The sequence below is a fragment of the Mycobacterium sp. genome, from assembly GCF_035697385.1.
Taxonomy (GTDB): domain Bacteria; phylum Actinomycetota; class Actinomycetes; order Mycobacteriales; family Mycobacteriaceae; genus Mycobacterium.
In genome coordinates, this window is sequence record NZ_DASSCY010000102.1 from 1 (window position 1) to 23,906 (window position 23,906).

Consider the following 23,906-nt stretch of genomic DNA (forward strand, 5'->3'; position numbering starts at 1 on the left):
TCGGCGCAGCTTCCGCATCGGCCCGCAACAGCGCGACGGGATGAGCAAGGCCGAAGGTTGGTTGACCCCCGAAGCCCGCGCGGTGCTCGAAGCGGTGATGGCCAAGCAGGCCGCCCCGGGCATGTGCAATCCCGAGGACCAGGCCCCGTGTGTGGACGGCGAACCCACCCCCGAGAAGGTCGCCTCTGATGTGCGCTCGACTGGGCAGCGCAACCTCGACGCTCTGGTCGCGATGGGGCGAGCCTTGTTGGCGTCCGGGCAGTTGGGCAGCCATAACGGGTTGCCGGTGACCATGGTCATCACCACCACCCTGCAAGAACTTGAATCCGGTCGAGGGCATGCGGTCACCGGAGGAGGCAGCCTGCTGCCGATGTCCGAAGTGATCCGGCAAGCCTCCAGCGCCCACCACTACCTGGCGGTGTTCGATAAACACACCAACGAACCGCTGTATCTGGGTCGGGCCAAACGGTTCGCTACTAAAGCCCAGCGGATCATGCTGTATGCCAAGGATCGCGGCTGCACCTTCCCCGGCTGCACCGCACCGGCCTATCACAGCCAGGTCCATCACGCCGCCCAAGACTGGGCCGCGGGCGGTCACACCGACATCACCGACGAAACCCTGGCGTGTGGAAAAGACAACCGCCGCGTCAAACCCGGCGGCTGGACAACCCGAAAACGCAAAGACGGCCGCACCGAATGGATACCGCCGCCGCACCTGGACACCGGCCAAACGCGGGTCAACAACTACCACCACCCAGAGAAATACCTACTACCCGACGAAGAAGACGACGACCCGACCGCGGACTGAATGCCCGCGGGCGGATCGTCGTGAGTTCAGCAGGAGACGTCGACGTAGACGGTGCTCGAGGTGACGGTGGTGACGATGTCGTCCATCGCGCCGGGCGCACCGGAATCCATCCGAGTGAATGTCTGGCCGGGGCGGACCGCATCGACGGTGCACTGATCCAGCGGTGCCGTGCCCGTCTTGTTCAGGATTACAGTCAAGCCGTCGGCCTGCAACTGGTCGACTGTTTGGTCTGCCGTACGGGGACCTGACGGGGCCGCGTTGGCGACGCCTGCGAATCCCATTGCGGCTGCGGCGAATGCACCGGCGGTGACGACAGAGATGGTGAACGACTTCATTGTCTTGCCTTTCCAGAGGACTACGGATGAAGCTGTGGTGTGGGCACACCCGTCATTCGTTACAGAAGCCCGTCCGGATGGGTGGGCACTACAGCGGTGAAGCTCCCCGCAGGTGCTCGAAGATCAGCGACGTCTGGGTGCCCGCCACGTCAGCGTCGGCGTTGAGGTTCTCCACCACGAATGCCCGCAAATCGTCGGTATCGCGCGCGGCGACGTGCAGGATGAAGTCGTCGGCGCCCGCGAGGAAGTAGACATCCATCACTTGTGGCTTGCTCCGCATCTCTCCGATGAAGTTGCGGATCTTGCCGCGGGCATTGGACTGCAGACTGACCGAGATCATCGCTTGCAGCGTCAAACCTATTGCGGCCGGATCGATGTCCGCATAAAAGCCGCGGATCACGCCTAGCTCCTGGAGTCGCCGGACCCGGCCGTGGCAGGTCGACGGTGCGATCCCGACGAGTTCGGCGAGTGCGTTGTTGGACATCCGCGCATCGGCGTGAAGCGCGGTCAGGATTCGACGGTCGATGGCGTCGATTTCAACCGGCCGAACATCCTTCGACGGCCGCGCCTTGAAAGCCACCGATCGTGTTGATTCTTCCGTCATCCGGATATCATACCGAAGAATCCTCGGGGTGATTGCCATTCTACCGCATGTTCTTCACACTCTTAGGTAGCCAAACACGACTTTAGGAGCGGTCATGCGCGTCGGAATCCCGACCGAGATCAAGAACAACGAGTTCCGCGTTGCCATCACCCCTGCGGGTGTGGCCGAGCTGGTCCACCGCGGCCACGAGGTGATCATTCAGGCCGGCGCGGGCGAGGGCTCGGCGATTTCCGACTCCGACTTCAAGCGGGCCGGGGCGCAGTTGATCAACGGCGCCGATCAGGTGTGGGCCGAGGCGGAGCTGCTGCTGAAGGTCAAGGAGCCGATCGAGCCGGAATATGCGCGCCTGCGCAAGGGCCAGACCCTGTTCACCTATCTCCATCTGGCGGCATCGAAGCCGTGCACCGACGCGCTGATCGCCTCGGGCACCACGTCGATCGCTTACGAAACCGTGCAGACCGCCGACCGCGCGCTCCCACTGCTCGCTCCGATGAGCGAAGTGGCGGGACGCCTGTCCGCCCAGGTCGGTGCGTACCACCTGATGCGCAGCCACGGCGGTCGTGGCGTGTTGATGGGCGGCGTGCCCGGGGTCGCGCCAGCCGAGGTCGTCGTCATCGGCGGCGGCACCGCCGGTTACAACGCCGCACGCGTCGCCGCTGGGATGGGTGCCCACGTCACAGTGTTCGACGTCAGCATCAACAAGCTGCGCGAGGTGGACGCCGAGTTCGGCGGCCGCATCGAAACGCGATACAGCTCGATGCTCGATCTGGAGGACGCGGTCAAGCGCGCCGACCTGGTGATCGGCGCCGTGCTGGTGCCGGGCGCGAAGGCGCCGAAGCTTGTCACGAATTCGACTGTCGCCCATATGAAGCCGGGCGCCGTGCTCGTTGACATCGCGATCGATCAGGGCGGCTGCTTCGAAGACTCGCGGCCCACCACGCATGACGACCCCACGTTCGCCGTTCACGACACGTTGTTCTATTGCGTGGCCAACATGCCGGGTGCGGTGCCGCGCACGTCGACATACGCGCTGACCAACGCCACCATGCCGTACGTGCTGAAGCTGGCCGACAAGGGTTGGAAGGCCGCATGCGAATCCGATGCGGCGCTGGCCAAGGGGCTGTCCACGCACGAGGGCGCTCTGCTTTCCGAGCAGGTCGCCTCCGACCTGGGTCTTGACTACACCGATCCGGCCACCGTTCTGCGCTGACCGTTGCCAAGGAACGCGAGCTAGAGGTCGTCCACGTCGATGATGCCGTCTTGAATTGCGCGAGCAACCAGGGCGGCCTTCGTGGTGGCCGCGCGTCCGACCGCCGCGTACTTGGCCCGCACCCGCTGCAAGTGCGTACGGACTGTCGTCGGGGCGATGCCCAGCTGCTGGGCAACCAGCTCCTTGCTCTCGGTTCGGAACCAGGCGATCAGTACTTCCTTCTCGCGCGGAGCCAGACTCGGATGGCCGACGGTGCTGTCGTTGAGCATCGCCCCGGCCATCTTCGGCGCGACATACGGAGTGTCGGTTCCCGCCGCACGGATCGCGTCGATCAAGTGTTCCTTGCGCTCCGATTTCGCCAGATAGGTGACTGCGCCGCGATCCAGTGCAGCGAGGATCACCTTGTCACTTGGGAAGTGTGAGTACACGATCACCCGATGCCGCCGTTGCACGATTCGATCGAGCCCGGTGAAGTCGACCCGACCTTCTACGTCCAGCCCGAGCACGACCACGCCGATGCCCGGCACAACGGATGCGGCATGTTCGGCGAGGAACTGTTCGGCGGAGAAGTAGCTGCCGTCGAACCGGATCGGAGGTTGGGCCTGAGTGCACCACAACTCCACGGCGGCATGGATCGCGTCATGATCGTCAACGACCGTGACCCACTCCGTGCGCGGCGGCTCCTTTGTCGGAGGTATTCCCGGCGCATCAGCCGCGCTGATTCTGTCGCGGATGGATTCCCGCAGTTCCATTGCATCCACTTCTCGTTGCCCGCCTTACGTACCAATGCAGCTGGTTTGTAGACCGAACGTATGTCAGGTGAGGCGTGCGAGGAATCGGGATTTTCCCTATCTCTTCACCTATTCCTGCAGCGCGGGCAGTACTACGGCGGTCAGCTGACCGATGAGCGGGCGCAGATTCTCCGTCTTCGGATCATCGGCCCGCGACCGCGTCAATATCGCCAGCAGAACCCGCTGGCCCTGCGGCCCATACGCGATGCCGACGTCATTGGTGCTGCCGTAATCCCCGCTGCCTGTCTTGTCGGCGGTGGTCCATCCCGGCGGCAGTCCAGCCCGCATGCTCGATGTCTGATTGCCGCGCATCCAGTCCTCGAGCTGCCTGCGTTGCGGAACGCCAAGGACGTCGCCCGCAAGCAGGTTGCGATATCCCCCGGCCAGCGCTTCAGGTGTGCTGGTGTCACGCGGGTCGCCAGGGACCGCCGAGTTCAATTCGGTCTCCCAACGATCCAGCCGCGACCGGTCATCGCCGATGCTGCGCGCGAACGCGGTGATGGCCTGCGGTCCGCCGATGACCTCCAGCAGCAGGTTGGCCGCCGTGTTGTCGCTGAGCTGCAGCATCGCCGGGCACAGCTGCGCCAGCGTCATCTCACCGCCCGCTCGTGGACCGGTCACCGGCGAGTTGGCCACGATGGCTCCCGGTTCGACGAACACCGTCCGGTCGAGTGACAGCCCGCCGCTTTCGACCATCTGCAATACCCGCGCGGCGGCATAGGTTTTGAACGTCGAACACATCGCGAACGGATCCTGCGCCCGATGGGTCAGCGTTCGGCCCGAATTCAGATTGACGGCGAACAAACCGATCAGCGCGTTATGTGCTTGTTCGAACCCCGCCAGGCTCTGTTCGAAGCTCGGATTGAACGGTGGATTGGCGATCGCCGACGGTGGTGCACCCGCCGCGAATGCCGCGAACGTCACACCGCCGATCAGAACCCTTCGCCGTGACAGTCCAGTCATCGGTCCCAGGGTAGCGGTCAGCCCGTGATGGCCCGAAGCGTCTGCGGCAACGACTTTTTCGACCGTTGCGGACCCAGCACGGCGGCGCCGAACGGCCGTGTCAGCAGCTTGCGCGCGACGGCGTTGACCTCTTCGAGGGTGACGGCGTCGATTTTGTCGAGAGTGTCGGGGATGCTGCGGTGCTCGCCGTAGTTCAACTCGCTGCGGCCGATACGGTTCATCCGCGAGCCGGAGTCCTCGAGTCCGAGCACAAGCCCGCCCCGCATCGACCCCTTCGCGATCCGGCATTCGGCTTCGGTGATGCCGTCGCGGGCCACCGTCGCAAGTACGTCGGTGGTCACACGGACCACTTCGTCGAACCGTTCCGGCTGGCATGCGGCGTAGATCGACAGCGCTCCGCTGTCGGAGAAGGTGTCCACCGTGGAATACACCGAGTAGGCCAACCCGCGTGTCTCCCGAATCTGTTGGAACAGACGCGAACTCAGGCCGCCGCCCAGTGCGGTGTTGAGCACCGACAAGGCCCATCGATGCTCCCAGTGCCTGCCGGGCGTGCGCACACCCAGCGACAGGTGCGTTTGTTCGGCGTCGCGGTTGACCAGATGCAGCGCCGGCCGGCCGGTTACCCGGCCGGTGCCCTTGCGCGGCGGCAGCGGACTGCGACCACGCACCAGCCTCGGCCCGAAGTGCTCGCGCACCAGCCCGACCACCTCGTCGTGCTCGACATTGCCTGCGACCGCCACCACCATCCGCTCGGGAACGTAGCGGCGGACGTGAAACGAATGTAGTTGCGCGCGAGTCATCGCCGATACCGAGTCGACGCTGCCGATCACGGGGCGGCCGACGGGATGGCCGTCGAACATCGCCGAAAGGAACACATCACCGAGCGTGTCCTCCGGGTCGTCGTCGCGCATCGCGATTTCCTCCAGCACGACGTCGCGTTCGAGCTCGACATCGTCTGCGGCGCACCGTCCTCGCAGCACCACATCGGCGACCAGGTCGATCGCCAACTCCAGATCGGTGTCGAGCACATGCGCGTAGTAGCAGGTGTGCTCGCGCGCGGTGAACGCGTTCAGCTCACCGCCGACGGCGTCGACGGATTGCGCGATGTCGACCGCGGTGCGCGTCGGAGTCGACTTGAACAACAGGTGTTCAAGGAAGTGCGCGGCACCGGCCACGCTGCGGCCCTCGTCGCGCGAACCCACGTTGACCCAGACACCGACCGAAGCCGAATGCACCGAGGGGATGAACTCGGTGACTACCCGAAGGCCACCCGGAAGCAGTGTGCGCCGCACCGCGGCAGCTGTTTCGCTGCCGCGATGCTGACCACGCAACGACGCCGACTTACGAGCCGGTGGTGGCATCAACAGGCGCATCCGCGCCCGACGGCGCGTCCGCAGTGTCGTCTTCGGCGACGAGGACCAACGAGATCTTGCCGCGATTGTCGATGTCGGCGATCTCCACCTGCAGCTTGTCGCCGACGTTGACTACGTCTTCGACCTTCGCGATGCGCTTGCCCCTGCCGAGCTTGGAGATGTGCACCAGCCCGTCACGACCCGGAAGCAGCGACACGAACGCACCGAAATCGGTTGTCTTGACGACGGTTCCGAGGAACCGCTCACCGATCTTGGGCAGCTGCGGGTTCGCGATCGCGTTGATCTTGTCGATCGCGGCCTGCGCCGACTCGCCATTGGTCGCACCGACGAACACCGTGCCGTCGTCCTCGATGGAGATGGACGCGCCGGTCTCCTCGGTGATCGAGTTGATCATCTTGCCCTTGGGCCCGATGACCTCGCCGATCTTGTCGACCGGCACCTTGATCGTGGTGATCCGCGGCGCGTACGGGCTCATCTCGTCGGGCGCGTCGATGGCCTCGGCCATCACCTCGAGAATCGTCAGGCGGGCGTCCTTGGCCTGCGACAGCGCCCCCGCCAGCACCTGCGACGGGATGCCGTCGAGCTTGGTGTCCAGCTGCAGCGCGGTGACGAATTCCTTGGTACCGGCGACCTTGAAGTCCATGTCGCCGAAGGCATCCTCTGCTCCGAGGATGTCGGTCAGCGCGACGAAGCGGCGCTCCGTGCCACCGCCTTCAATTTCAATGTCGTCAGACACCAGGCCCATCGCGATGCCTGCCACCGGCGCCTTGAGCGGAACTCCGGCGTTCAGCAGCGACAGTGTCGACGCGCACACCGATCCCATCGAGGTGGAGCCGTTGGAGCTGAGCGCCTCCGACACCTGCCGAATGGCGTACGGGAACTCCTCGATGCTCGGCAGCACCGGCATGAGCGCCCGCTCCGCCAGTGCGCCGTGGCCGATCTCGCGGCGCTTGGGCGATCCGACGCGACCGGTCTCACCGGTCGAATACGGCGGGAAGTTGTAGTGGTGCATGTAGCGCTTGGTGGTCTCCGGCCCCAGCGAGTCGATCTGCTGAGCCATCTTGATCATGTCCAGCGTGGTGACGCCAAGGATCTGGGTCTCGCCACGCTCGAACAGTGCGCTGCCGTGGGCCCGCGGAATCACGGCGACCTCGGCGCTCAGCGCGCGGATGTCGGTGATGCCACGACCATCGATACGGAAGTGGTCGGTCAGGATGCGTTGCCGGACAAGCTTTTTGGTCAATGACCGGAACGCCGCGCCGATTTCCTTCTCGCGGCCCGCGTACTGCTCGGCGAGCCGGTCGAGCACCTCACCCTTGATCTCGTCGGTGCGGTCGTTGCGCTCGGCCTTACCGGCAATGGTCAGCGCCTCCGAGAGCGTCTCGGTGGCGACCGAAGCCACGGCGTAGTAGACATCCTCGCCGTACTCAGGGAAGACCGGGTAATCGCCGACAGGCTTGGCCGCGCGGTCGGCGAGCTCCTGCTGTGCTGCGCACAGCGTGGCGATGAACGGCTTGGCAGCCTCGAGGCCTTCGGCCACAACGGCTTCCGTCGGCGCCTGCGCGCCACCGGCGACCAGTTCGACGACGTTATCGGTCGCCTCGGCCTCGACCATCATGATGGCCACGTCATTGTCTTCGAGCACACGGCCCGCGACCACCATGTCGAACACGGCGCCCCCGAGCTGCTCGACGGTCGGGAATGCGACCCAGGTGCCGTCGATCAGCGCGACGCGCACCGCGCCGATGGGTCCGGAAAACGGCAGACCCGCCAGCTGGGTGGACGCCGATGCCGCGTTGATGGCAACCACGTCGTACAGATCGTTGGGATCCAGGCTCATCACCGTGACGACGACCTGGATCTCGTTGCGCAGGCCGGAGACGAACGACGGGCGCAGGGGCCGGTCCGTCAGCCGGCAGGTCAGGATCGCGTCGGTGGACGGCCGGCCCTCACGGCGGAAGAACGAGCCGGGGATGCGCCCTGCGGCGTACATCCGCTCCTCGACATCGATCGTCAGCGGGAAGAAGTCGAAGTGATCCTTGGGGTTCTTGCTTGCGGTCGTCGCCGACAGCAGCATGGTCTCGTCGTCGAGATAAGCGACGGCGGAACCGGCGGCTTGCTGGGCGAGCCGCCCGGTCTCGAAACGGATGGTGCGGGTGCCGAAGCTCCCGTTGTCGATAACGGCGGTGGATTCGAACACGCCGTCTTCAATTTCAACTACAGACATGGACGTCCGTATGGCCTCTCTGGTTCATTGTTCAGCTGTTTCGCGTCGTCATTGTCGGAACTCGACGCAGCCCCCGAAGGGGGGCCCAGCACCACCGGCCTTGATGCGGCTACGGCCGTCGATCGAAGCGGCCGGCATCCCCCGTTGGGGAGTCCGGCGGCCACTACCGAAGACCGCGCGATCAGGCGGGCCCTGACGTGAGACGCGGGAACAGCACACGCGATATGCGCGAGCCGCACCCAGTTGTTCGAGCCGAACGGCTGGCGAACGCGACCATCTTACATCGCAGCAGGTCCGCCACCCCTAATCGGCTGCTCTTCCGGGGCGCTCAGGACACGTCCTCCACGCACACCGTGAAGTTGCGTACGTCGTACGGGTAGCCCACCCCGCTGGCGCATTGGTCGACGCTGGCGACGTTTTTCAGGATCTGCGTGGCGCGCTGCCGGTTGGGCACCGAGCTGTCGTTGCAGTCCACCCGGACTGGATCCTTGTCGTTTTCCGGGTCGATGCTCATGCAGCCACCCACCACCCAGTCGATGTCCATGCAGATCGTGTTGCTGGTGTCGGAGAACGCGCTACGCATCGAGTAGTACGAGTCGACGTCGGCGGGACACTGGTCGCTGTTCTCCACGGACGCAGCGACCTTGAAGTTGGACTCCGGGCTACCGCATTCGGCCTTGGTGGCTTCCGGCCGATCCGGCGTGCCACCCATCTTCAGGCAATCCCCCACCTGCATGTCGACGGTTGCCGCGGAGGAACAACCCGTCAATCCCCCGACTGCGATGAGCGCCGCGGTGATGACCGCGGGCAGGGTTTGCACCGTCTGACGTCAGCGACGCAGACCGAGTCGCTCGATCAGGGACCGGTAGCGCTGCACGTCGACCTGTGCGACGTACTTCAGCAGGCGGCGGCGCCGACCCACCAGCAGCAGCAGCCCGCGCCGCGAGTGGTGGTCGTGCTTGTGCAGCTTCAGATGCTCGGTCAGGTCGGAGATCCGCTTGGTCAGCAGTGCGACCTGGGCCTCCGGCGAGCCGGTGTCGGTGTCATGCAGGCCGTACTGGCCCAGAATGTCTTTTTTCTGTTCGGCAGTGAGCGCCACGAAACAACTCCATATCCATAGGTCCGCGTCATAAGTCGGTGCCTTCTCATAAAAAGGCCGACGCGGCCGCCGCGAACTGCAGCGCACGTCGTCGGCTGGCAGCTTATCTCATGCTCAGTGCGCAGAAAGAATCGTGCGGGCGTGCTCGGTGTCGCTGCCCATCTGTGTGACCAGGTCGCTCACCGAATCGAACTTCTCCTGCCCACGGAGCCGGGCGACGAAGTCGACCGCGACGTGCTGGCCGTACAGGTCGGCAGCGGTGTCCAGCACGAAGGCCTCCACGGTGCGGGTCCGCCCGGAGAACGTCGGGTTGGTGCCAACCGACACCGCGGCCTGGTAGCGCTCGCCGGGGATGACGGTGCCCATCACCGGACCATGGCCCAGCACCGTGAACCAGGCGGCGTACACGCCGTCGGCGGGAATCGCCGAATACATCGGCGGTGCCACGTTGGCGGTGGGAAAGCCGAGCACCTTGCCGCGCCCGTCGCCGCGGACCACCACGCCCTCGACCCGGTGCGGCCGGCCCAGCGCCTCGGTCGCTGCCACGACGTCGCCGGCGTCGACGCAGGATCGGATGTAGGTCGACGAGAACGTGACCGTCTCGTCCTGGTGATGTTCGGCGACCAGCGACATGCCCTCGACCGCGAAGCCGAAGCGCTCGCCCGCCTTGCGGAGCAGCGCGACGTTGCCTGCGGCCTTCTTGCCGAAGGTGAAGTTCTCCCCGACCACGACTTCGACGACATGGAGGCGTTCGACCAGCAGTTCGTGGATGTATCGCTCGGGGGTCAGTTTCATGAAATCCGACGTGAACGGCATCACCAGGAACACGTCGATGCCCATTTCCTCGACCAGCTCGGCCCGCCGGGTCAGCGTGGTCAGCTGCGCGGGGTGGCTGCCAGGGAAGACGACTTCCATGGGATGCGGATCGAATGTCATCAGCACCGTCGGCACGCCGCGGGAACGGCCTGCCTTCACGGCGTGATTGATCAGTTCCTGATGTCCCCGATGGACACCGTCGAACACGCCGATCGTGACGACGCATCGGCCCCAGTCCGTGGGGATCTCATCCTGCCCCCGCCAGCGCTGCACAGCCGCAAGCCTACGGCGCGTCCGTGTCCGGGGCTTCGCTAGATCACCAGATCAGGTGACCATTGCCTAAACTTTGTTGTTGTGAGTCCAAACGGTAACCCTCGCGACCTGACGACGGTTGCCCAGGACTATCTGAAAGTGATCTGGACGGCCCAGGAATGGTCACTGGAAAAGGTCAGCACCAAGATGCTGGCCGAGAAGATCGGTGTGTCGGCCAGCACCGCATCGGAGTCCATCCGCAAGCTGGCCGACCAGGGCCTTGTCGATCACGAGAAGTACGGAGCCGTGACGCTGACGGCGGCAGGCCGGCGCGCTGCGCTGGCGATGGTGCGACGGCACCGGCTGATGGAGACCTTCTTGGTCCGCGAGCTGGGTTACAGCTGGGACGAGGTGCACGACGAGGCCGAGGTGCTCGAGCACGCCGTATCCGACCGCATGCTGGACCGCATCGACGCCAAGCTCGGCCATCCCACCCGCGACCCCCACGGCGACCCGATCCCTGCAGCCGACGGACAGGTGCCCACGCCTGACGCGCGGCAGCTGTCGGTTTGCAAGGACGGCGACGCGGGAACAGTGGCCCGCATCTCCGATGCCGACCCGGAGATGCTGCGGTACTTCGACAGCGTTGGTATCAGCCTGGACTCGCGGCTGCGGGTGCTGGCCCGGCGCGACTTCGCAGGCATGATCTCCGTGGCCATCGAGAGCCCAGAAGGTCCGGACGGTTCTGCAGCCACCGTCGACCTGGGAAGCCCTGCCGCAGAAGCGATTTGGGTGGTCGGCTAGGGCTAAGCCGTTTCCGCACCTTCACGAGACGGCTGCTTGAGGCCAGACGACAGCACGAGCGACGCCAGTACCACAGCGACCAGAAGCAGCGCAGGGACATCTCCCCACAGATGTCCCAAATGGTTTCCGTGACCGAAAGATTGCACGGCCATGATGGCGGCGTGGACGGCGCTGGACCACACGGTGAACCAGATCAAGCTGAGGTTGGCGCGCGGGTTCCGCGCCGCGTTGAGCAGAAAGACACCAAGCGTTGCGTAGACGCCGACGATCATCATGAAGTAGTCAGAGTGGTGGGGCGCGCCAGGATGCCACGCCCAGCCCGACGGCCACACCAGCGCCAGTGGATACAGCAGCAGCATGATCGCGCCGAACGCGGCCAGTGCGAACTGAAGAAGTCTGTACGGCGACGCCATCTGTGTCTCCGATCTTTCAAACGGGTTGCCAGTATGCGCTCGAACGCCTTACAGCGTCGCAGGTTTGAGCACCACCACTGACTTCGTGCGGCTCGGCTCGTCGCGCAACAACGCGATCACGAGACCATCGGGCGCCGTTGCGGCATAGACCCCTTCGATTCCGGCGGGTTCCAGCGCCCTTCCGTGACGGGCGGACTCTGCCTCCTCTGCGGTGATCTCGCGGCGCGGAAACGACTGCAGGCATGCCTCGTCGAGGCTGTAGCTCAGCCGCGGTTGCTCGGCGAGATCGTCGAGGGTGCGAGCCTGATCAAGGCCGAATCTGCCGACGCGGGTGCGCCTCAACGCCGTGAGGTGGCCACCGACCTGTAGCGCTTCGCCGACATCGCGGGCCAGCGCACGGATGTATGTACCGGAGGAGCAGTCGACCTCGACGTCCACGTCGACGATGCCGTCATGCCGGCGCACAGCCAGCACGTCGAAACGGTGAATACGGACGTGACGAGGAGCCAGCTCGACGGTCTGACCTTCGCGCGCCAACTTGTAGGCCCGCTGGCCGCCAACCTTGACCGCGCTGACGGCAGACGGAATCTGGGCGATGTCACCGCGCAGCGCCGCGACGGCCTCCTCGATCTGCGAATCGGTGACGTTGTCTGCCGAAATGGTCTGCAGGATCTCGCCTTCGGCGTCCTCTGTCGACGTGGTCTGTCCCAATCGAATGGTCGCGGTATACGCCTTGTCGGTGACGGTCAGCAAGCCAAGGATCTTCGTGGCCCGTTCGATGCCGACGACCAGCACGCCGGTGGCCATCGGGTCAAGCGTGCCGGCGTGGCCGACCTTGCGGGTGCCGAAGATGCGACGACAGCGGCCCACCACATCGTGACTGGTGAGACCGCCGGGCTTGTCAACGATGACGAGACCCGGATCGGTCATAAGACGATCGCGGTCAGCGCTAGGCCGTCGCGCACCGACCACCGGCCCGACAGCGTTTCAAGCGGCGGCCCAGAAACGGCAGCGGGGTCGATCAGAATCCGCGACACGAACCCACCAGATGTGCCGGTGTCGTCGACGTCGAACACGATGTGCGCATCTTCGAAGCCGAGCCAGCGACGGGTCAGCGGGTACCACGCCTTGTATGTTGTTTCCTTGGCGCAGAACAGGATTCGATCCCAATGAAGTCCGGAAGGCATGGCCTGCAACTCGGCGCGCTCGGCAGGCAGGCTGATGGCGCCCAGCACACCATTTGGCAGCACGTCGTGCGGTTCGGCGTCGATCCCAACCGAGCGCACCTCGTCATGCCGGCCCACGACCGCACCGCGGTAGCCCTCGCAGTGCGTCATGCTGCCGACCACACCGTCGGGCCAGCACGGTTCGCCCTTGTCCCCCTTGAGGATCGGCACGGCCGGCACCCCTAGCTCACCGAGGGCCTGCCGTGCGCAGTACCGCACGGTGACGAATTCGGTGCGCCGCTTGGCCACCGACTTCGCGATCAGCGGCTCCTCTTCGGGTAGCGGCGCCAATTCCGGTGGATCGTCATACATCTCGGCGGCCGCCAAAGCGCGCGGTGCACCGGGTAGCACACCGGACAGCAGGGTTGAGACGACGGTCATGCCCGCCTCTCTTTGACGCGCTGCTGCACTTTCTCGGCGTGCTCACGCATCTCCGCAGTGATCTCGAAGTGTCCACCGAACTCGTTGAGATACCCCGGCGCGTACTTAGGGTCGGGCAGCACCTGTCGCAGCCACCGATAAGGCTTGCGGCGCCGCCACTCTCGCGGATAGCCGACGGAGACCTCTTCGTGACGAACGCCGTCGTACCACGTGGTGCGCGGGATGTGCAGGTGACCGTAGACCGAGCAGACCGCGTTGTAGCGGGTGTGCCAGTCCGCGGTCGCGGTGGTGCCGCACCACAGCGAGAACTCCGGATAGAACATCGCATCGCAGGGTTCGCGCACCAGGGGGAAATGGTTCACCAGCACGGTAGGCGTCATCCAGTCGAGATCCTCAAGCCGCTTGCGCGTGTAGGCCACCCGGTCGCGGCACCAGGCATCGCGGGTGGCATACGGCTCCGCTGACAGCAGGAACTCGTCGGTGCCGACGACATTGCGCTCGCGTGCGATCGCCAGGCCCTCGGCCTTCGTGCCGGCTCCGGCAGGCAGAAAGGTGTAGTCGTAGAGCAGGAACATCGGCACGATCGTGGCCGGTCCGCCCTCGTCGGTCCACACCGGAAACGGGTGTTCCGGGGTGATGATGCCCATCTCGTCGCACATGTTGACCAGGTAGTCATAGCGGGCCTTGCCGAAGATCTGCATCGGATCCCGGTTGGTGGTCCACAGCTCGTGGTTACCTGGCACCCAGATGACCTTCGCGAACCGCTTGCGAAGCAGATCCAGCGACCAGTGAATCTCGTCGGTGCGTTCGGCGACGTCCCCTGCGACGATCAGCCAGTCGTCGGGAGAGGCCGGGTGAAGCGACTCGGTGACCGGCTTGTTGCCGGTGTGACCCGTGTGTAGGTCGCTGATCGCCCACAGCGTGGGTCGGCCGTCGCGTGTCACAACCGACCAGCCTACTTGCGGAGTCGTCAGAGCTCCGCCCGGCAACTAGAACATGTTCCTGTTTCCTGTTCGGCGGCGCGGCGCGGACCGCTACACTCCCCGCAGGGTCGGACAACGTGAGGGGGTGTGATGGTCGCCAAATTGCGCCTGCTTTCAGCGCTGTGTGCGCTGGTCGCGGCGGTGATTGTGGTGTGGCAGACCAGTCCGGCCGGACCACTGCGGGTCAATGCGACCGATATCCCCATGACCAACGTCACCACCACGATCAAGTGGCCGGTCATCGATACGGTCGATCCCGATCCGTTCAACCCCTGCCGTGACATCCCGCTCGACGTCGTCCAGCGCATCGGGCTGGCATTCACGCCGCCCACGCCCGAGGAAGGCCTGCGCTGCAAGTACGACGCGGGGAACTATCAGGTGGCCGTCGAGGCGTTCGTCTGGCGCACCTACGAAGAAACGCTGCCGCCCGACGCCATCGAACTCGACATCGACGGTCACCGCGCCGCGCAGTTCTGGGTGATGAAGCCGACCGACTGGAACAACCGGTGGTGGATCACTTGTGCGGTCGCCTTCGACACCAGTTACGGCGTCATCCAGCAGGTGCTCTTCTACTCGCCGATCTATGCCGGCCAAGATGATGTCGACTGCATGAGAACGAATCTGCAGCGGGCGCACGAACTCTCGCCGCACTACATCTTCTAACGCACGATCTTGTCCATCGGACTCGAGCGTTCGAGCATGCCTATCGTCTCCTCGCCCGCCCAGCGGTAGCGCACACCGGCCTGCTGCAGCGCAGCGTCCCGTTAGTTAATACTTCACGCGGAAGTTGCCGACCAGCTGAATCATGTTGTTGTCAGGATCAGCGATCGGAAATAGTCGTACGCCCTTGTTGGCATCGATGATCTCGCCAGTCACAAGACCCATTTCGCGAAGTTCGCGGACGCCTTCCTCGAAGTCAGACAGGGCCAAGTTGAGCATCCCGTTGCCGGCGCGCAAGGGGTCCTCGGTCACCTGTACCCAGCCGCCATCGGTGACCTGCCATTCGACCAGGTTCGGCATCGGGTTGTTGTCGGGTTCGCGTCCGAACAGCGTGGTGTACCAGGCCCGGCCTGCTTCGATATCGCTCACCGCGACGACGGCCAGCACGAAGTCAACGTGCGCCATGATCAGTTCTCCTTTGCATCAGCTACTGCGGTGAATTCCGCTGCCAGAGTGTTTAATTGCTGCGCGGTTCCGTGTTCTCGCCACTCGGGTTGCTCCTGGCCGGGTAGGTAAACTCCGTGCTCCGTCAGCACCACCCAGGTGTTGGCATCTTCTGCCCGGAACTCGACACTGGTGACCGAGACCGTCGACAGTCGGTCCTCGGTGTGCAGCGTCGACGTAGTGAGAATTCGTTCATCAGGCACGATTTCGGCGTAGCGCGCCTCATACGTGAGAGCACGGCCCTCTCCATCGAACCCCTTGACCGTCTCGAGGCCGCCAACCACAAAGTTCTGAGAGTGCTCGGCGCCTCTGGCCATCCAGCGTCGCCGGGCTTCCGGATTCGCCCAAGCCTGAAAGACCCGCTCGACCGAGGCCGGGTAGCGACGCTCCAGCGTGAACGTCGAGTGCGTTATCTCCATGATCAATTTCCCTTCAGATACTCGTCGAGTTGATCAAGCTGCCGTTCCCACTCCGTACGCTGGCGGCCGAGCCACTGCTCGGCTTCACGCAGCGCCTTGGGTTCGATCCGGCAGCTGCGCACCCGGCCGACCTTCTCGGTCACGATCACGCCAGCTGCCTCCAGTACCTGCAGGTGCTGCATCACCGCAGGCAACGACATCGTCAGCGGCTCGGCCAGCGCCTTCACCGCCGCCGGGCGGCACACCAGCCGCTCGACGATCGCCCGCCGGGTCGGGTCGGCGAGCGCCTGGAACACGCGGCCTATGCCGTCGGAAGCGGATTGGTTAGGCACATGCTTAACTATCGCGATCGATCACTGAAAAGTCAAGTAACTGGTTAACCATGCGGCAGCATCGACGACGGCGGTTGGCCATTACCTGTCGACTTTCTGCAGACCAGGCCGCCCGATCGGACTGCGATCGCTGCTCTCCGCCTTCAGCAGCTGCGGGCAGAAGTGACACGTATTTTGAGAATCCACACGACCAGCTCCGGCATAGACGCGAAGGCGGCCGGTTGTTCGACACGCGTTAGATTCGTTAGGTGACCGCAGTATCTGCCGCCCCCGCCTCGACACCGACCCGCTCGAAGGTCAAGCAGTACGCCGGCCGCGCCGTCAGCGGCCTGTTGCACCTGCCACCACACACCACCGAGTACACCGTGCACCGGGGCCTGCGCGTACCGATGCGCGACGGAGTCGAGCTGGTCGCCGACCATTACGAGCCACAGACGTCGAATCCGGCGGGCACACTGCTGGTCCGCGGGCCCTACGGCCGCATGTTCCCGTTCTCGATACTGTTCGCCGGCGTCTACGCGTCGCGCGGCTACCACGTCATCGTCCAAAGCGTCCGCGGCACATTCGGCTCCGGCGGCGACTTTGATCCGATGGTCCACGAGATCGCCGACGGTGCCGACACCGCGGCGTGGCTGCGCGACCAGCCATGGTTCACCGGTTCCTTCGGCACCATAGGGCTGTCCTACCTCGGCTTCACGCAATGGGCGTTGTTGACCGAGCCGCCGCCCGAGATGAAGGCGGCGGTCATCACCGTCGGCCCGCACGACCTCAGCGGGCCACGATGGGGCACGGGTACGTTCGGGCTGAACGACTTCCTCGGCTGGAGCGACCTGGTCGCCCACCAGGAAGAAACCGGCTTGATCCGCGGGTCGATCCGCCAACTGCGCGCCCGACGCCTGCTGGCCCGCGCAACGGCCGGCCTGCCTGCGGGTGAGGCGGCCCGAGCGCTGCTGGGCACCGGGGCACCGTGGTACGAGTCATGGCTCGAGCACCCGGAGCACGACGACCCGTTCTGGTCCGAGCGCCAGCTTCACAGCGCCCTGGACCGCACCGAGATTCCTGTGCTGTTGATCGGCGGCTGGCAGGACCTGTTTCTCGAGCAGACGGTCGCGCAGTTTCAGCATCTGCACCGCCGTGACGTGCCCGTCGCGATGACGATTGGGCCGTGGAATCACACCCAGGTGGTGACCAAGGGCGCCGCGACCGTGATCCGCGAATCGTTGGACTGGCTCGACACGCATTTGGCGGGAGGCCAAGGCAATCGGCGCAGCCCAGTACGGATACACGTCAACGGACAAGGCTGGATGGATCTACCGGTTTGGCCGCCCGCGATGCCCGAGCAAGTGCGATACCTGCAACCCGGCGGGCGTCTCGGCGACGCAGTGCCGCCCGACACAGCGCCGTCGTCGAAGTTCACGTACAACCCCGCCGATCCGACGCCCACCATCGGCGGTCGGTTCCTCGCGCCGGAGAGCGGCTACCGCAACGACACCCGGCTGGCGCGACGCGCCGACGTGCTGAGCTTCACCGGAGACGCCCTATCTCGCGATCTTTACGTCGTCGGATCCCCGGTCATCGAGTTGTCGCACAGCTGCGACAATCCCCACAACGACCTCTTCGTCAGGATCAGCGAAGTGGACGCCAAGGGACGTTCCCGCAACGTCAGCGACGGATACCGCCGCGGCACAGCCGATTCCGGGACCGTCAGCATGGAACTGGATGCGATCGCGCACCGGTTCCGCACGGGTTCGCGTATCCGGGTGATGATCGCAGGTGGGTCGCATCCGCGCTTCGCCAGGAATCTCGGCACCGGAGAGCCATTCCTGACCGGCCGGCGGCTTCAATCCGCCAAGCACACGGTGCATCTGGGCGACGGCGCGTCACGTCTGGTGCTGCCTGCGGGCCCGCGTCCACCGTCAACCGACTGAGCGGCGAACCCGGTCGGCGATCTCTTGTAGGAAGGCGTCGTCGTGCACCGGCGGCGCCCACTCCGGGCTGACCGGTAGGTCGACCCAGCTGGTACATCCCGCGTACTCCGGCGTGCGCACCAGCCGCAGCGGCTCGACCAGAGGGCTGGCCTGCACCACCAGCACCGTGAGCCGGTGCTTGGGCCGGAAGTCGATCCGGTCCGCGCGCACCGATTGATCGGTCCAAATATGAAGCGGCGCAATCTCTTCGAGCGCGTCGGGCAGATTCACCTCAACGGCGGCAACGACTTTGGCGCCTGCACGCAGCACTATTGCATCATCGGCGCTGTCTGCGGCAGCGATGTCGAGAAGGTCACGGTGTTCAGGACGCACGCGCTCGGCATGGCTGTGAGCGACCGTCGGGAACAGCAAGAAGCGCGATGCCGTGAGAGCGAACCGCTTTTCACCGATACCACCCTTGCGCAGCAGCACAGTCTGCCTGCCGTCGAGCAGCGCATGCACTGCCGCACTCCACTCCTTGAGCGCGGGCTGCGTAAGGGTTGTCGTCACGCGGTGCTGGATGTCGCCGACTTCGCGGCTCCGGCCTTCAGCCGCGCCAGTACTTCGGGCCGTCGCAGTGGCGGCACCGTCTTGGGTGGCTGCTTTCTCGGCGGCAGGCTGTCCAGCAGCCGCGTGGTCGTGGCGGTGACTTCTGCGACGGCGGCCTCGAACGCCTCTTCGTTCGCGGCCGACGGCCTGGTGATTCCGCTGACCTTGCGGACATATTGGCGGGCGGCGGCCTCGATTTCCTCGGCGGTCGCGATGGGTTCCAGGCCGCGCAGTTCGGTGATGTTTCGGCACATGACACCCACGATAGGTTGATTGGATGACGAACGACGACGTCCTGCTCATCGACACTGAAGACCGGGTGCGCACGCTGACGCTGAACCGGCCGAAGTCACGCAACGCGCTATCGGCCGAGCTTCGCAGGCGGTTCTTTCAGGCGCTGCACGATGCGGAGACCGACGACTCGGTCGACGTTGTCATCCTCACCGGCGCTGACCCGGTGTTCTGTGCCGGACTCGACCTCAAGGAACTCGGCGATTCCTCGGAGCTGCCGGACATCTCGCCGCAGTGGCCGCCGATGACCAAACCGGTGATCGGCGCGATCAACGGCGCGGCGGTGACCGGCGGCCTGGAGCTCGCGCTGTACTGCGACATCCTGATCGCCTCCGAGCAGGCCCGGTTCGCCGATACCCATGCCCGCGTTGGTCTGCTGCCCACGTGGGGTCTTTCTGTGCGGCTGCCGCAGAAGGTCGGCGTCGGGATGGCCCGCCGGATGAGCATGACCGGGGACTATCTGTCGGCCGCCGACGCGTTGCGGGCCGGATTGGTCACCGAGGTGGTGGCCCACGACGAGCTGCTGTCGGTCGCGCGGCAGGTGGCGGCGTCGATCGTCGGCAATAACCAGACGGCGGTGCGCGCGTTGCTGGCCTCGTATCACCGCATCGACGACGCCGGGACCCGCGAAGGTCTGACGATCGAGGCCGAGTCGGCCACTCAGTGGATGAGCCGCGCCACTGGCGACGACATCACCGCCAACCGCGATGCGGTGCTGCAGCGGGGCCGTGCGCAGGTGCGCTGATTTTTCGTAGGCTGCGGGTCGTGAACGAAGCGCACAAGCACTGCGGAAGCGACGAATGGCGGCAGGCGATCCGGGATGTCATCCTGCCGTGGGCGCTCGGCGACGTCGACCTCGGCGACGACGTGCTCGAGGTCGGACCCGGATATGGCGCCACCACCGACGTGCTCAGCGAGGCAGTGCCGCGACTCACCTCGGTCGAGATCGACGACGAGCTCGCGGCCATGCTGATCGAGCGCTTCGCCGGCCTGCCAACGGTGGAGATCGTGCACGGCGACGCGACGTCTCTGACTTATGCCGACGGCCGGTTCTCCGGCGCGGCGTGCTTCACGATGCTGCACCACGTCGCGACGAACGAACTGCAGGATCGGCTGTTCGCGGAGGTTGCCCGCGTGCTGCGGCCCGGCGCTGCGCTGGTGGCCAGCGACAGCCTGGCCAGCGACGAGTTGCGAGCCCACCACGAGGGCGACACCTACAACCCGGTCGACCCGGACGGCCTGCCATCACGGCTGGCGGCGGCCGGTTTCGTCGACGTGGACGTGCGGACCAATCCGTACGGCTGGGCGGTCGTCGCAAGAACCGCCAACAACTAGTTCCGCAAAAAGTGTCAGAAGTGCGCATAGTCGGTGCTCCTAGCTGTAACCGCAGCCCAACCAGGGCAGCGATCACACCAGGAAAGCGCCATGACCACCAACTTCGACACCGATTCGAACACCCAGACCGTCGCGGCAGCATGGGCGCCGTACACGCAGACCATCGCGGCCGCATGGTCGTCGAGCCCCCTCGGTCAGCCTGAACACGAAGACCGATTGGGCCTCGCCACAACCGGCCCGACCGAGTCGGTCATCCCGGAAGAACCGCAGCCGTCGGCCAGGCGCGCGCTACTCGCAGCGGCGCTAGCGTCCGGAGTGATCGGAGGCGCCGCGCTGGGCGTGATGCTGTTCGACTTCACTGAATCCGCTCAGCCCACCGTCGTGGTTCCCAGATCCGAAAGCGGGTTGCCCGCGCCAACGAGCGCCCTACCGACTGAATCCCGTTCAGACGACGCAGCGAGTCCGAATCCGGTTGTGTCCGAGCAGAAAACAGCCCCAGTCCCGTTGGTTCCCGCGCCGCCGAGTAGACAGCACGCAGCCGACGTCAGTACGCCGCCGACAGTCAGCGGTGAGGGCGATAGCACGGTGATCGTCGAGGTCCCGATCCCGGACTTTCCACCACTACCCGAGACGCCAGAGCAGGACTCCGAAGAGCCGGACCCCGAACCGCCCCTGCTGGACGACCCGACCTTCAAGCTGCCGGAGCCGGATCCGGTGCCACCGGTGTTTCTGCCGGATCTGCCGCTCGCCCCGATGCCCAACCCGGACCCTGCGCCGGAACCCGACCCGGTGATCGAGCTTCCACTGGCTCCGTCGGCAGAGCTGAACCCGCAGCCCGAGCCGCCGAGCCTGCCGAAGTTCGTCCCGCCGGTCGGGTTCGGGTCGTAGCATCAGCGCTACCCACGTCGGGGGTCGAAGCGATGACCGCAGCACATAACTGGGACCTCGGGGGCCCGGGCGGGAGCGACGCTGAGCTGGCCCGAGCCTCCGCGGCCGGAGACAGGCAGGCGTTCGCAGGAATCTACGACCGCTACGCGGACCGCCTGCACGACTTCTGCGTCGGGATGCTCCGCGACCGCGACGGCGCCGCGGACTGTGTGCAGGACGTGTTCTGCATCGCGGCGACCCGTCTGCCGCAGCTGCGCGAACCGGGAAAATTGCGGCCCTGGCTCTACTCGATCGCCCGCAATGAGGCGCTCCGACGGATCCGCGAGCGTCGCCGCGAAGAACCGTCGGACGAACTCCCGGACATCGCCACAGGTGAGCCCGGACCCGAGACCCTCGCCGCGCGCACCGAACTCGCCGATCTGATCGCAGACGCCGCCGGTGGACTCTCCGAACGCGACCGCACCGTTCTCGAGTTGGCTTTCCGTCACGGCTTGGACGGACCCGAGCTGGCCGAGGCCCTCGGGGTCAGCCCGAGCAACGCCAACACCCTCGTTCACCGGCTGCGCGGGTCCATCGAACGGTCGCTCGGCGCGCTGCTGGTCTCCCGCCGCATCCGCAACACCGGCGGATGCCCCGATCTCGCCGCGATGCTCGAAGACTGGGACGGACACTTCAATGTGCTTATGCGCAAACGCATCTCGCGGCACATCGAGTCCTGCGACAACTGCGACGAGGAACGGCGACGGCTGGTCAGTCCCGTCGCGCTGCTGGGCACCGCGCCGGTGTTCATCCCCGCGCCGGACTGGCTGCGCGACCGCACGCTGAGCGAGGTGCAGCTGACCTCCTCGTCGACGCCGATGGGCAAGGCGCATGGTCGGCCGAATGACCAAGGCGGCCGCAGTTTCGTCATGCCGGTTACTGCGTTCATCGCCGCATTGATCGCCGCGCTGGGGCTGACACTCGTCTGGCTGAGTCAGAAGAGCGTCTCGATCACCCCCACCGAGGTCAGCGAATCACTGCCCGCCACCGATGCGCCTGCGCCGCCGCCCAGCATGGCGCCGCCTCCACCCGCACCGACTGCGGAGTCGAGTGTTCCCGTCGTAACAACGCCGCCGGACCGACGGACGTCGTCGGTTCCGCCGCCGGTCATCACCACACCGCCACCACCCGTTCCAGAGCCGCCGCCACTCCCACCCGGGGAGCCGCCCGTACCGCCGGTGCCTCCGGAGCCGCCGCCCTGGCCGCTGCCCGAGTGGCCGCTGCCCGCGTGGCCAGACCCACCGCCGCCACCGCCGGGAGGCGGCGACCTCACCGGGCCGGGTGACTTGACCGGGCCTAACCCGGACCGGCCGTGTTCCACCGTTCAGTGCCCGTGAGCGCAGGGAACACAACCCAGGAATTCTCTTAAAAGTGTCCGAGCGCGGCTTTGCAGACGCTCTTACCTGTGACCGCGGCCCAACCGGGCCGCCATCACTTAGGGAGCGCGCCATGAACACCACCTTTGACCGCAACGCGACCGAGCCGAAGTGCAGACCATCGATGCGCGCGTGGGGTGCGGCGGGTGCGGTGATCGTGGCGTCCGCCATCGCCGGGTGCACGAGCGGCGGAGAGGCCGGTTCCCCCGTCGCAACCCGGCCGGGCCTGCCGGCGACGTCCGGACCCGCGTCGGCCAACGTTGGCGAGCCCGCCGGCAGCGGGATCGTCGCCAAACCCGCGTCGACCGCGTTTCCCATGGAAGCTCAAGACATTCGGCTGGTGCGGCTCGGCGACCAGGACATCGCGCTGCAGTTCGAATTGTTCAACGGCACACAACAGCCGGTCGAACCGTACGACGTCGGGCTGGGCCTGATCGAACGCAACTTCAAGCTCGTCGACCTGCCGCGCGCAACCGCCTATGACGTGCAGGAGGCCGACGGGTTCGACGGCCGGGTCAGCGACAACCAGTACGACGAGATCGCGCCCGGTTCAGCGGCCACCATCACCGCCGTGTTCACCGCGCCGCCGGAAGAGACCACGTCACTGTGGTTCATGACCAACGTGCTGCAGCCCGTCGAGGTGCCGATCGAAGCCGCGGGGTCGGCGGCCCTCAAAGACGATCCGGTGCTCACGGGCCCACGCGGCCCCGAGCCCTACGTCAACACTCTGATTTGTGCGAACACGGGCCCCGAGGGTGTTGGCACGGAGACTCCGGTGGAGATCAAGCTGCCCAGCGACGTGTTGTTCGAATTCGCCAAATCGGATCTCACACCGGCGGCACAGTCTGCGCTCGATGCGGTCGACGACCAAATCGAGGCCACCACGGGCACTATCACTATCGAGGGGCATACCGACGCCATCGGTGACGACGCCTCCAACCAGCTGCTGTCGGAGGCCCGTGCGGCTTCTGTGCGGGCGGCACTTCAGGACAAACTCGGCAGCGGATTCACCTACAACGCAGTCGGATTCGGCGAGTCCCGGCCGGTCGCTACGAACACGAAACCGGACGGCAGCGACGATCCAGACGGGCGCGCCCAGAACCGACGGGTGGAGATCCGCACCGGCGACGTGACCGCCGCCGCGCCCGTCCAGCTCGAAGCCCGCGAAGTGCCAAACGATCTGGCGGCCAAGGGCGCTCAGGCGAAGGTCGACAGCGTCAAGCGCATTGACGGCCACCTGCTCACCACGGTGACCTTGACC

At 65.7% G+C, this 23,906-nt stretch carries 28 protein-coding genes; 10 read left to right on the forward strand and 18 right to left on the reverse strand.

What is annotated here, in order from left to right; translation table 11 throughout:
• A partial coding sequence (locus tag VFH65_RS08905) for an HNH endonuclease signature motif containing protein (protein ID WP_353320780.1) occupies positions 1-808 on the forward strand: 808 nt, incomplete at its 5' end.
• Positions 809-834: 26 nt separating this feature from the next.
• On the opposite strand, the gene VFH65_RS08910 is transcribed toward VFH65_RS08905, so the two are convergent.
• Together VFH65_RS08910 and VFH65_RS08915 are read right to left on the reverse strand one after the other, a co-directional pair.
• Positions 835-1,143 (reverse strand): hypothetical protein, encoded by a 309-nt coding sequence (locus VFH65_RS08910; protein WP_353320781.1) that lies wholly within the window; start codon positions 1,141-1,143, stop codon positions 835-837.
• Positions 1,144-1,231: 88 nt separating this feature from the next.
• Entirely contained in the window at positions 1,232-1,747 is a 516-nt protein-coding gene (locus tag VFH65_RS08915) for an Lrp/AsnC family transcriptional regulator (protein WP_353320782.1), read from the reverse strand.
• A 94-nt stretch (positions 1,748-1,841) separates the two neighbouring features.
• On the opposite strand from VFH65_RS08915, the gene ald reads away from it, so the two are divergent.
• Positions 1,842-2,957: an alanine dehydrogenase gene (ald, locus tag VFH65_RS08920; protein WP_353320783.1), complete on the forward strand. Its 1,116-nt coding sequence runs from the start codon at positions 1,842-1,844 to the stop codon at positions 2,955-2,957.
• Positions 2,958-2,977: 20 nt separating this feature from the next.
• Here ald and VFH65_RS08925 read toward each other — a convergent pair whose 3' ends face one another.
• From VFH65_RS08925 to VFH65_RS08955, 7 genes are all read right to left on the reverse strand, one after another.
• Positions 2,978-3,709, reverse strand: coding sequence for a LuxR C-terminal-related transcriptional regulator (locus tag VFH65_RS08925; RefSeq protein WP_353320784.1), 732 nt, complete (start codon positions 3,707-3,709; stop codon positions 2,978-2,980).
• Between the two features lie 108 nt (positions 3,710-3,817).
• Positions 3,818-4,711 carry a class A beta-lactamase gene (gene bla, locus VFH65_RS08930; RefSeq protein WP_353320785.1) on the reverse strand — a complete coding sequence of 298 codons (894 nt, stop codon included), beginning with the start codon at positions 4,709-4,711 and terminating at the stop codon, positions 3,818-3,820.
• A gap of 17 nt (positions 4,712-4,728) precedes the next feature.
• A complete protein-coding gene (locus VFH65_RS08935) occupies positions 4,729-6,072 on the reverse strand; it encodes a M16 family metallopeptidase (RefSeq protein ID WP_353320786.1) in 1,344 nt (447 codons plus the stop codon).
• A complete protein-coding gene (locus VFH65_RS08940; protein WP_353320787.1) occupies positions 6,053-8,311 on the reverse strand; it encodes a polyribonucleotide nucleotidyltransferase in 2,259 nt (752 codons plus the stop codon). Before VFH65_RS08940 ends, VFH65_RS08935 begins: the two co-directional genes overlap by 20 nt.
• Positions 8,312-8,639: 328 nt before the next feature.
• Positions 8,640-9,131: an LppU family putative lipoprotein gene (lppU, locus tag VFH65_RS08945; protein WP_414688386.1), complete on the reverse strand. Its 492-nt coding sequence runs from the start codon at positions 9,129-9,131 to the stop codon at positions 8,640-8,642.
• Between the two features lie 9 nt (positions 9,132-9,140).
• Complete coding sequence (rpsO, locus tag VFH65_RS08950; protein ID WP_353320788.1) at positions 9,141-9,410, reverse strand: 30S ribosomal protein S15; 270 nt, start codon at positions 9,408-9,410, stop codon at positions 9,141-9,143.
• A gap of 114 nt (positions 9,411-9,524) precedes the next feature.
• Positions 9,525-10,499: a bifunctional riboflavin kinase/FAD synthetase gene (locus tag VFH65_RS08955; RefSeq protein ID WP_353320789.1), complete on the reverse strand. Its 975-nt coding sequence runs from the start codon at positions 10,497-10,499 to the stop codon at positions 9,525-9,527.
• Between the two features lie 81 nt (positions 10,500-10,580).
• Between VFH65_RS08955 and mntR the strand changes: the two genes are divergently transcribed.
• Positions 10,581-11,282 (forward strand): manganese-binding transcriptional regulator MntR, encoded by a 702-nt coding sequence (gene mntR, locus VFH65_RS08960; RefSeq protein ID WP_353320790.1) that lies wholly within the window; start codon positions 10,581-10,583, stop codon positions 11,280-11,282.
• A 2-nt stretch (positions 11,283-11,284) separates the two neighbouring features.
• Here mntR and VFH65_RS08965 read toward each other — a convergent pair whose 3' ends face one another.
• The 4 genes from VFH65_RS08965 to VFH65_RS08980 are packed head-to-tail and all read right to left on the reverse strand — an operon-like array spanning position 11,285 to position 14,246.
• On the reverse strand, positions 11,285-11,695 hold the full coding sequence (locus VFH65_RS08965; protein WP_353320791.1) for a DUF6632 domain-containing protein: 411 nt from the start codon (positions 11,693-11,695) through the stop codon (positions 11,285-11,287).
• A gap of 48 nt (positions 11,696-11,743) precedes the next feature.
• Complete coding sequence (gene truB, locus VFH65_RS08970) at positions 11,744-12,625, reverse strand: tRNA pseudouridine(55) synthase TruB (RefSeq protein WP_353320792.1); 882 nt, start codon at positions 12,623-12,625, stop codon at positions 11,744-11,746.
• Positions 12,622-13,302, reverse strand: a complete 681-nt coding sequence (locus VFH65_RS08975; protein ID WP_353320793.1) for a 4'-phosphopantetheinyl transferase family protein — start codon at positions 13,300-13,302, stop codon at positions 12,622-12,624. The genes truB and VFH65_RS08975 overlap by 4 nt, the downstream gene beginning before the upstream one ends.
• Positions 13,299-14,246: a metallophosphoesterase family protein gene (locus VFH65_RS08980; protein ID WP_353320794.1), complete on the reverse strand. Its 948-nt coding sequence runs from the start codon at positions 14,244-14,246 to the stop codon at positions 13,299-13,301. The genes VFH65_RS08975 and VFH65_RS08980 overlap by 4 nt, the downstream gene beginning before the upstream one ends.
• 129 nt (positions 14,247-14,375) lie before the next feature.
• Here VFH65_RS08980 and VFH65_RS08985 point away from each other — a divergent pair, with 129 nt between their 5' ends.
• Entirely contained in the window at positions 14,376-14,948 is a 573-nt protein-coding gene (locus VFH65_RS08985; RefSeq protein WP_353320795.1) for a DUF3558 domain-containing protein, read from the forward strand.
• 105 nt (positions 14,949-15,053) lie between these two features.
• On the opposite strand, the gene VFH65_RS08990 is transcribed toward VFH65_RS08985, so the two are convergent.
• Genes VFH65_RS08990 through VFH65_RS09000 form a run of 3 tightly spaced genes read right to left on the reverse strand, consistent with a single transcriptional unit; the run spans position 15,054 to position 16,200 of the window.
• Positions 15,054-15,410, reverse strand: coding sequence for a VOC family protein (locus VFH65_RS08990; protein ID WP_353320796.1), 357 nt, complete (start codon positions 15,408-15,410; stop codon positions 15,054-15,056).
• A gap of 2 nt (positions 15,411-15,412) precedes the next feature.
• The gene (locus tag VFH65_RS08995) at positions 15,413-15,868 is read right to left on the reverse strand and encodes an SRPBCC family protein (RefSeq protein WP_353320797.1); all 456 of its coding nucleotides are present in this window, start codon (positions 15,866-15,868) and stop codon (positions 15,413-15,415) included.
• 2 nt (positions 15,869-15,870) lie between these two features.
• Complete coding sequence (locus tag VFH65_RS09000; protein WP_353320798.1) at positions 15,871-16,200, reverse strand: ArsR/SmtB family transcription factor; 330 nt, start codon at positions 16,198-16,200, stop codon at positions 15,871-15,873.
• A 248-nt stretch (positions 16,201-16,448) separates the two neighbouring features.
• Here VFH65_RS09000 and VFH65_RS09005 point away from each other — a divergent pair, with 248 nt between their 5' ends.
• Entirely contained in the window at positions 16,449-18,128 is a 1,680-nt protein-coding gene (locus VFH65_RS09005) for a CocE/NonD family hydrolase (protein ID WP_353320799.1), read from the forward strand.
• Here the strand turns inward: VFH65_RS09005 and VFH65_RS09010 are convergent.
• A complete protein-coding gene (locus VFH65_RS09010) occupies positions 18,117-18,677 on the reverse strand; it encodes a DUF1802 family protein (protein WP_353320800.1) in 561 nt (186 codons plus the stop codon). The two genes, VFH65_RS09005 and VFH65_RS09010, sit on opposite strands and share 12 nt — an antisense overlap.
• A complete protein-coding gene (locus tag VFH65_RS09015) occupies positions 18,674-18,970 on the reverse strand; it encodes a DUF2277 domain-containing protein (protein WP_353320801.1) in 297 nt (98 codons plus the stop codon). Before VFH65_RS09015 ends, VFH65_RS09010 begins: the two co-directional genes overlap by 4 nt.
• A gap of 23 nt (positions 18,971-18,993) precedes the next feature.
• Here VFH65_RS09015 and VFH65_RS09020 point away from each other — a divergent pair, with 23 nt between their 5' ends.
• From VFH65_RS09020 to VFH65_RS09040, 5 genes are all read left to right on the forward strand, one after another.
• Entirely contained in the window at positions 18,994-19,752 is a 759-nt protein-coding gene (locus tag VFH65_RS09020; protein WP_353320802.1) for an enoyl-CoA hydratase, read from the forward strand.
• A 20-nt stretch (positions 19,753-19,772) separates the two neighbouring features.
• Positions 19,773-20,342, forward strand: a complete 570-nt coding sequence (locus tag VFH65_RS09025) for a class I SAM-dependent methyltransferase (protein ID WP_353320803.1) — start codon at positions 19,773-19,775, stop codon at positions 20,340-20,342.
• Positions 20,343-20,432: 90 nt separating this feature from the next.
• Positions 20,433-21,230 carry a hypothetical protein gene (locus tag VFH65_RS09030; protein WP_353320804.1) on the forward strand — a complete coding sequence of 266 codons (798 nt, stop codon included), beginning with the start codon at positions 20,433-20,435 and terminating at the stop codon, positions 21,228-21,230.
• 32 nt (positions 21,231-21,262) lie between these two features.
• Positions 21,263-22,606, forward strand: a complete 1,344-nt coding sequence (locus VFH65_RS09035) for an RNA polymerase sigma factor (protein WP_353320805.1) — start codon at positions 21,263-21,265, stop codon at positions 22,604-22,606.
• A gap of 112 nt (positions 22,607-22,718) precedes the next feature.
• On the forward strand, positions 22,719-23,906 hold a 1,188-nt coding region (locus VFH65_RS09040), incomplete at its 3' end, for an OmpA family protein (RefSeq protein WP_353320806.1).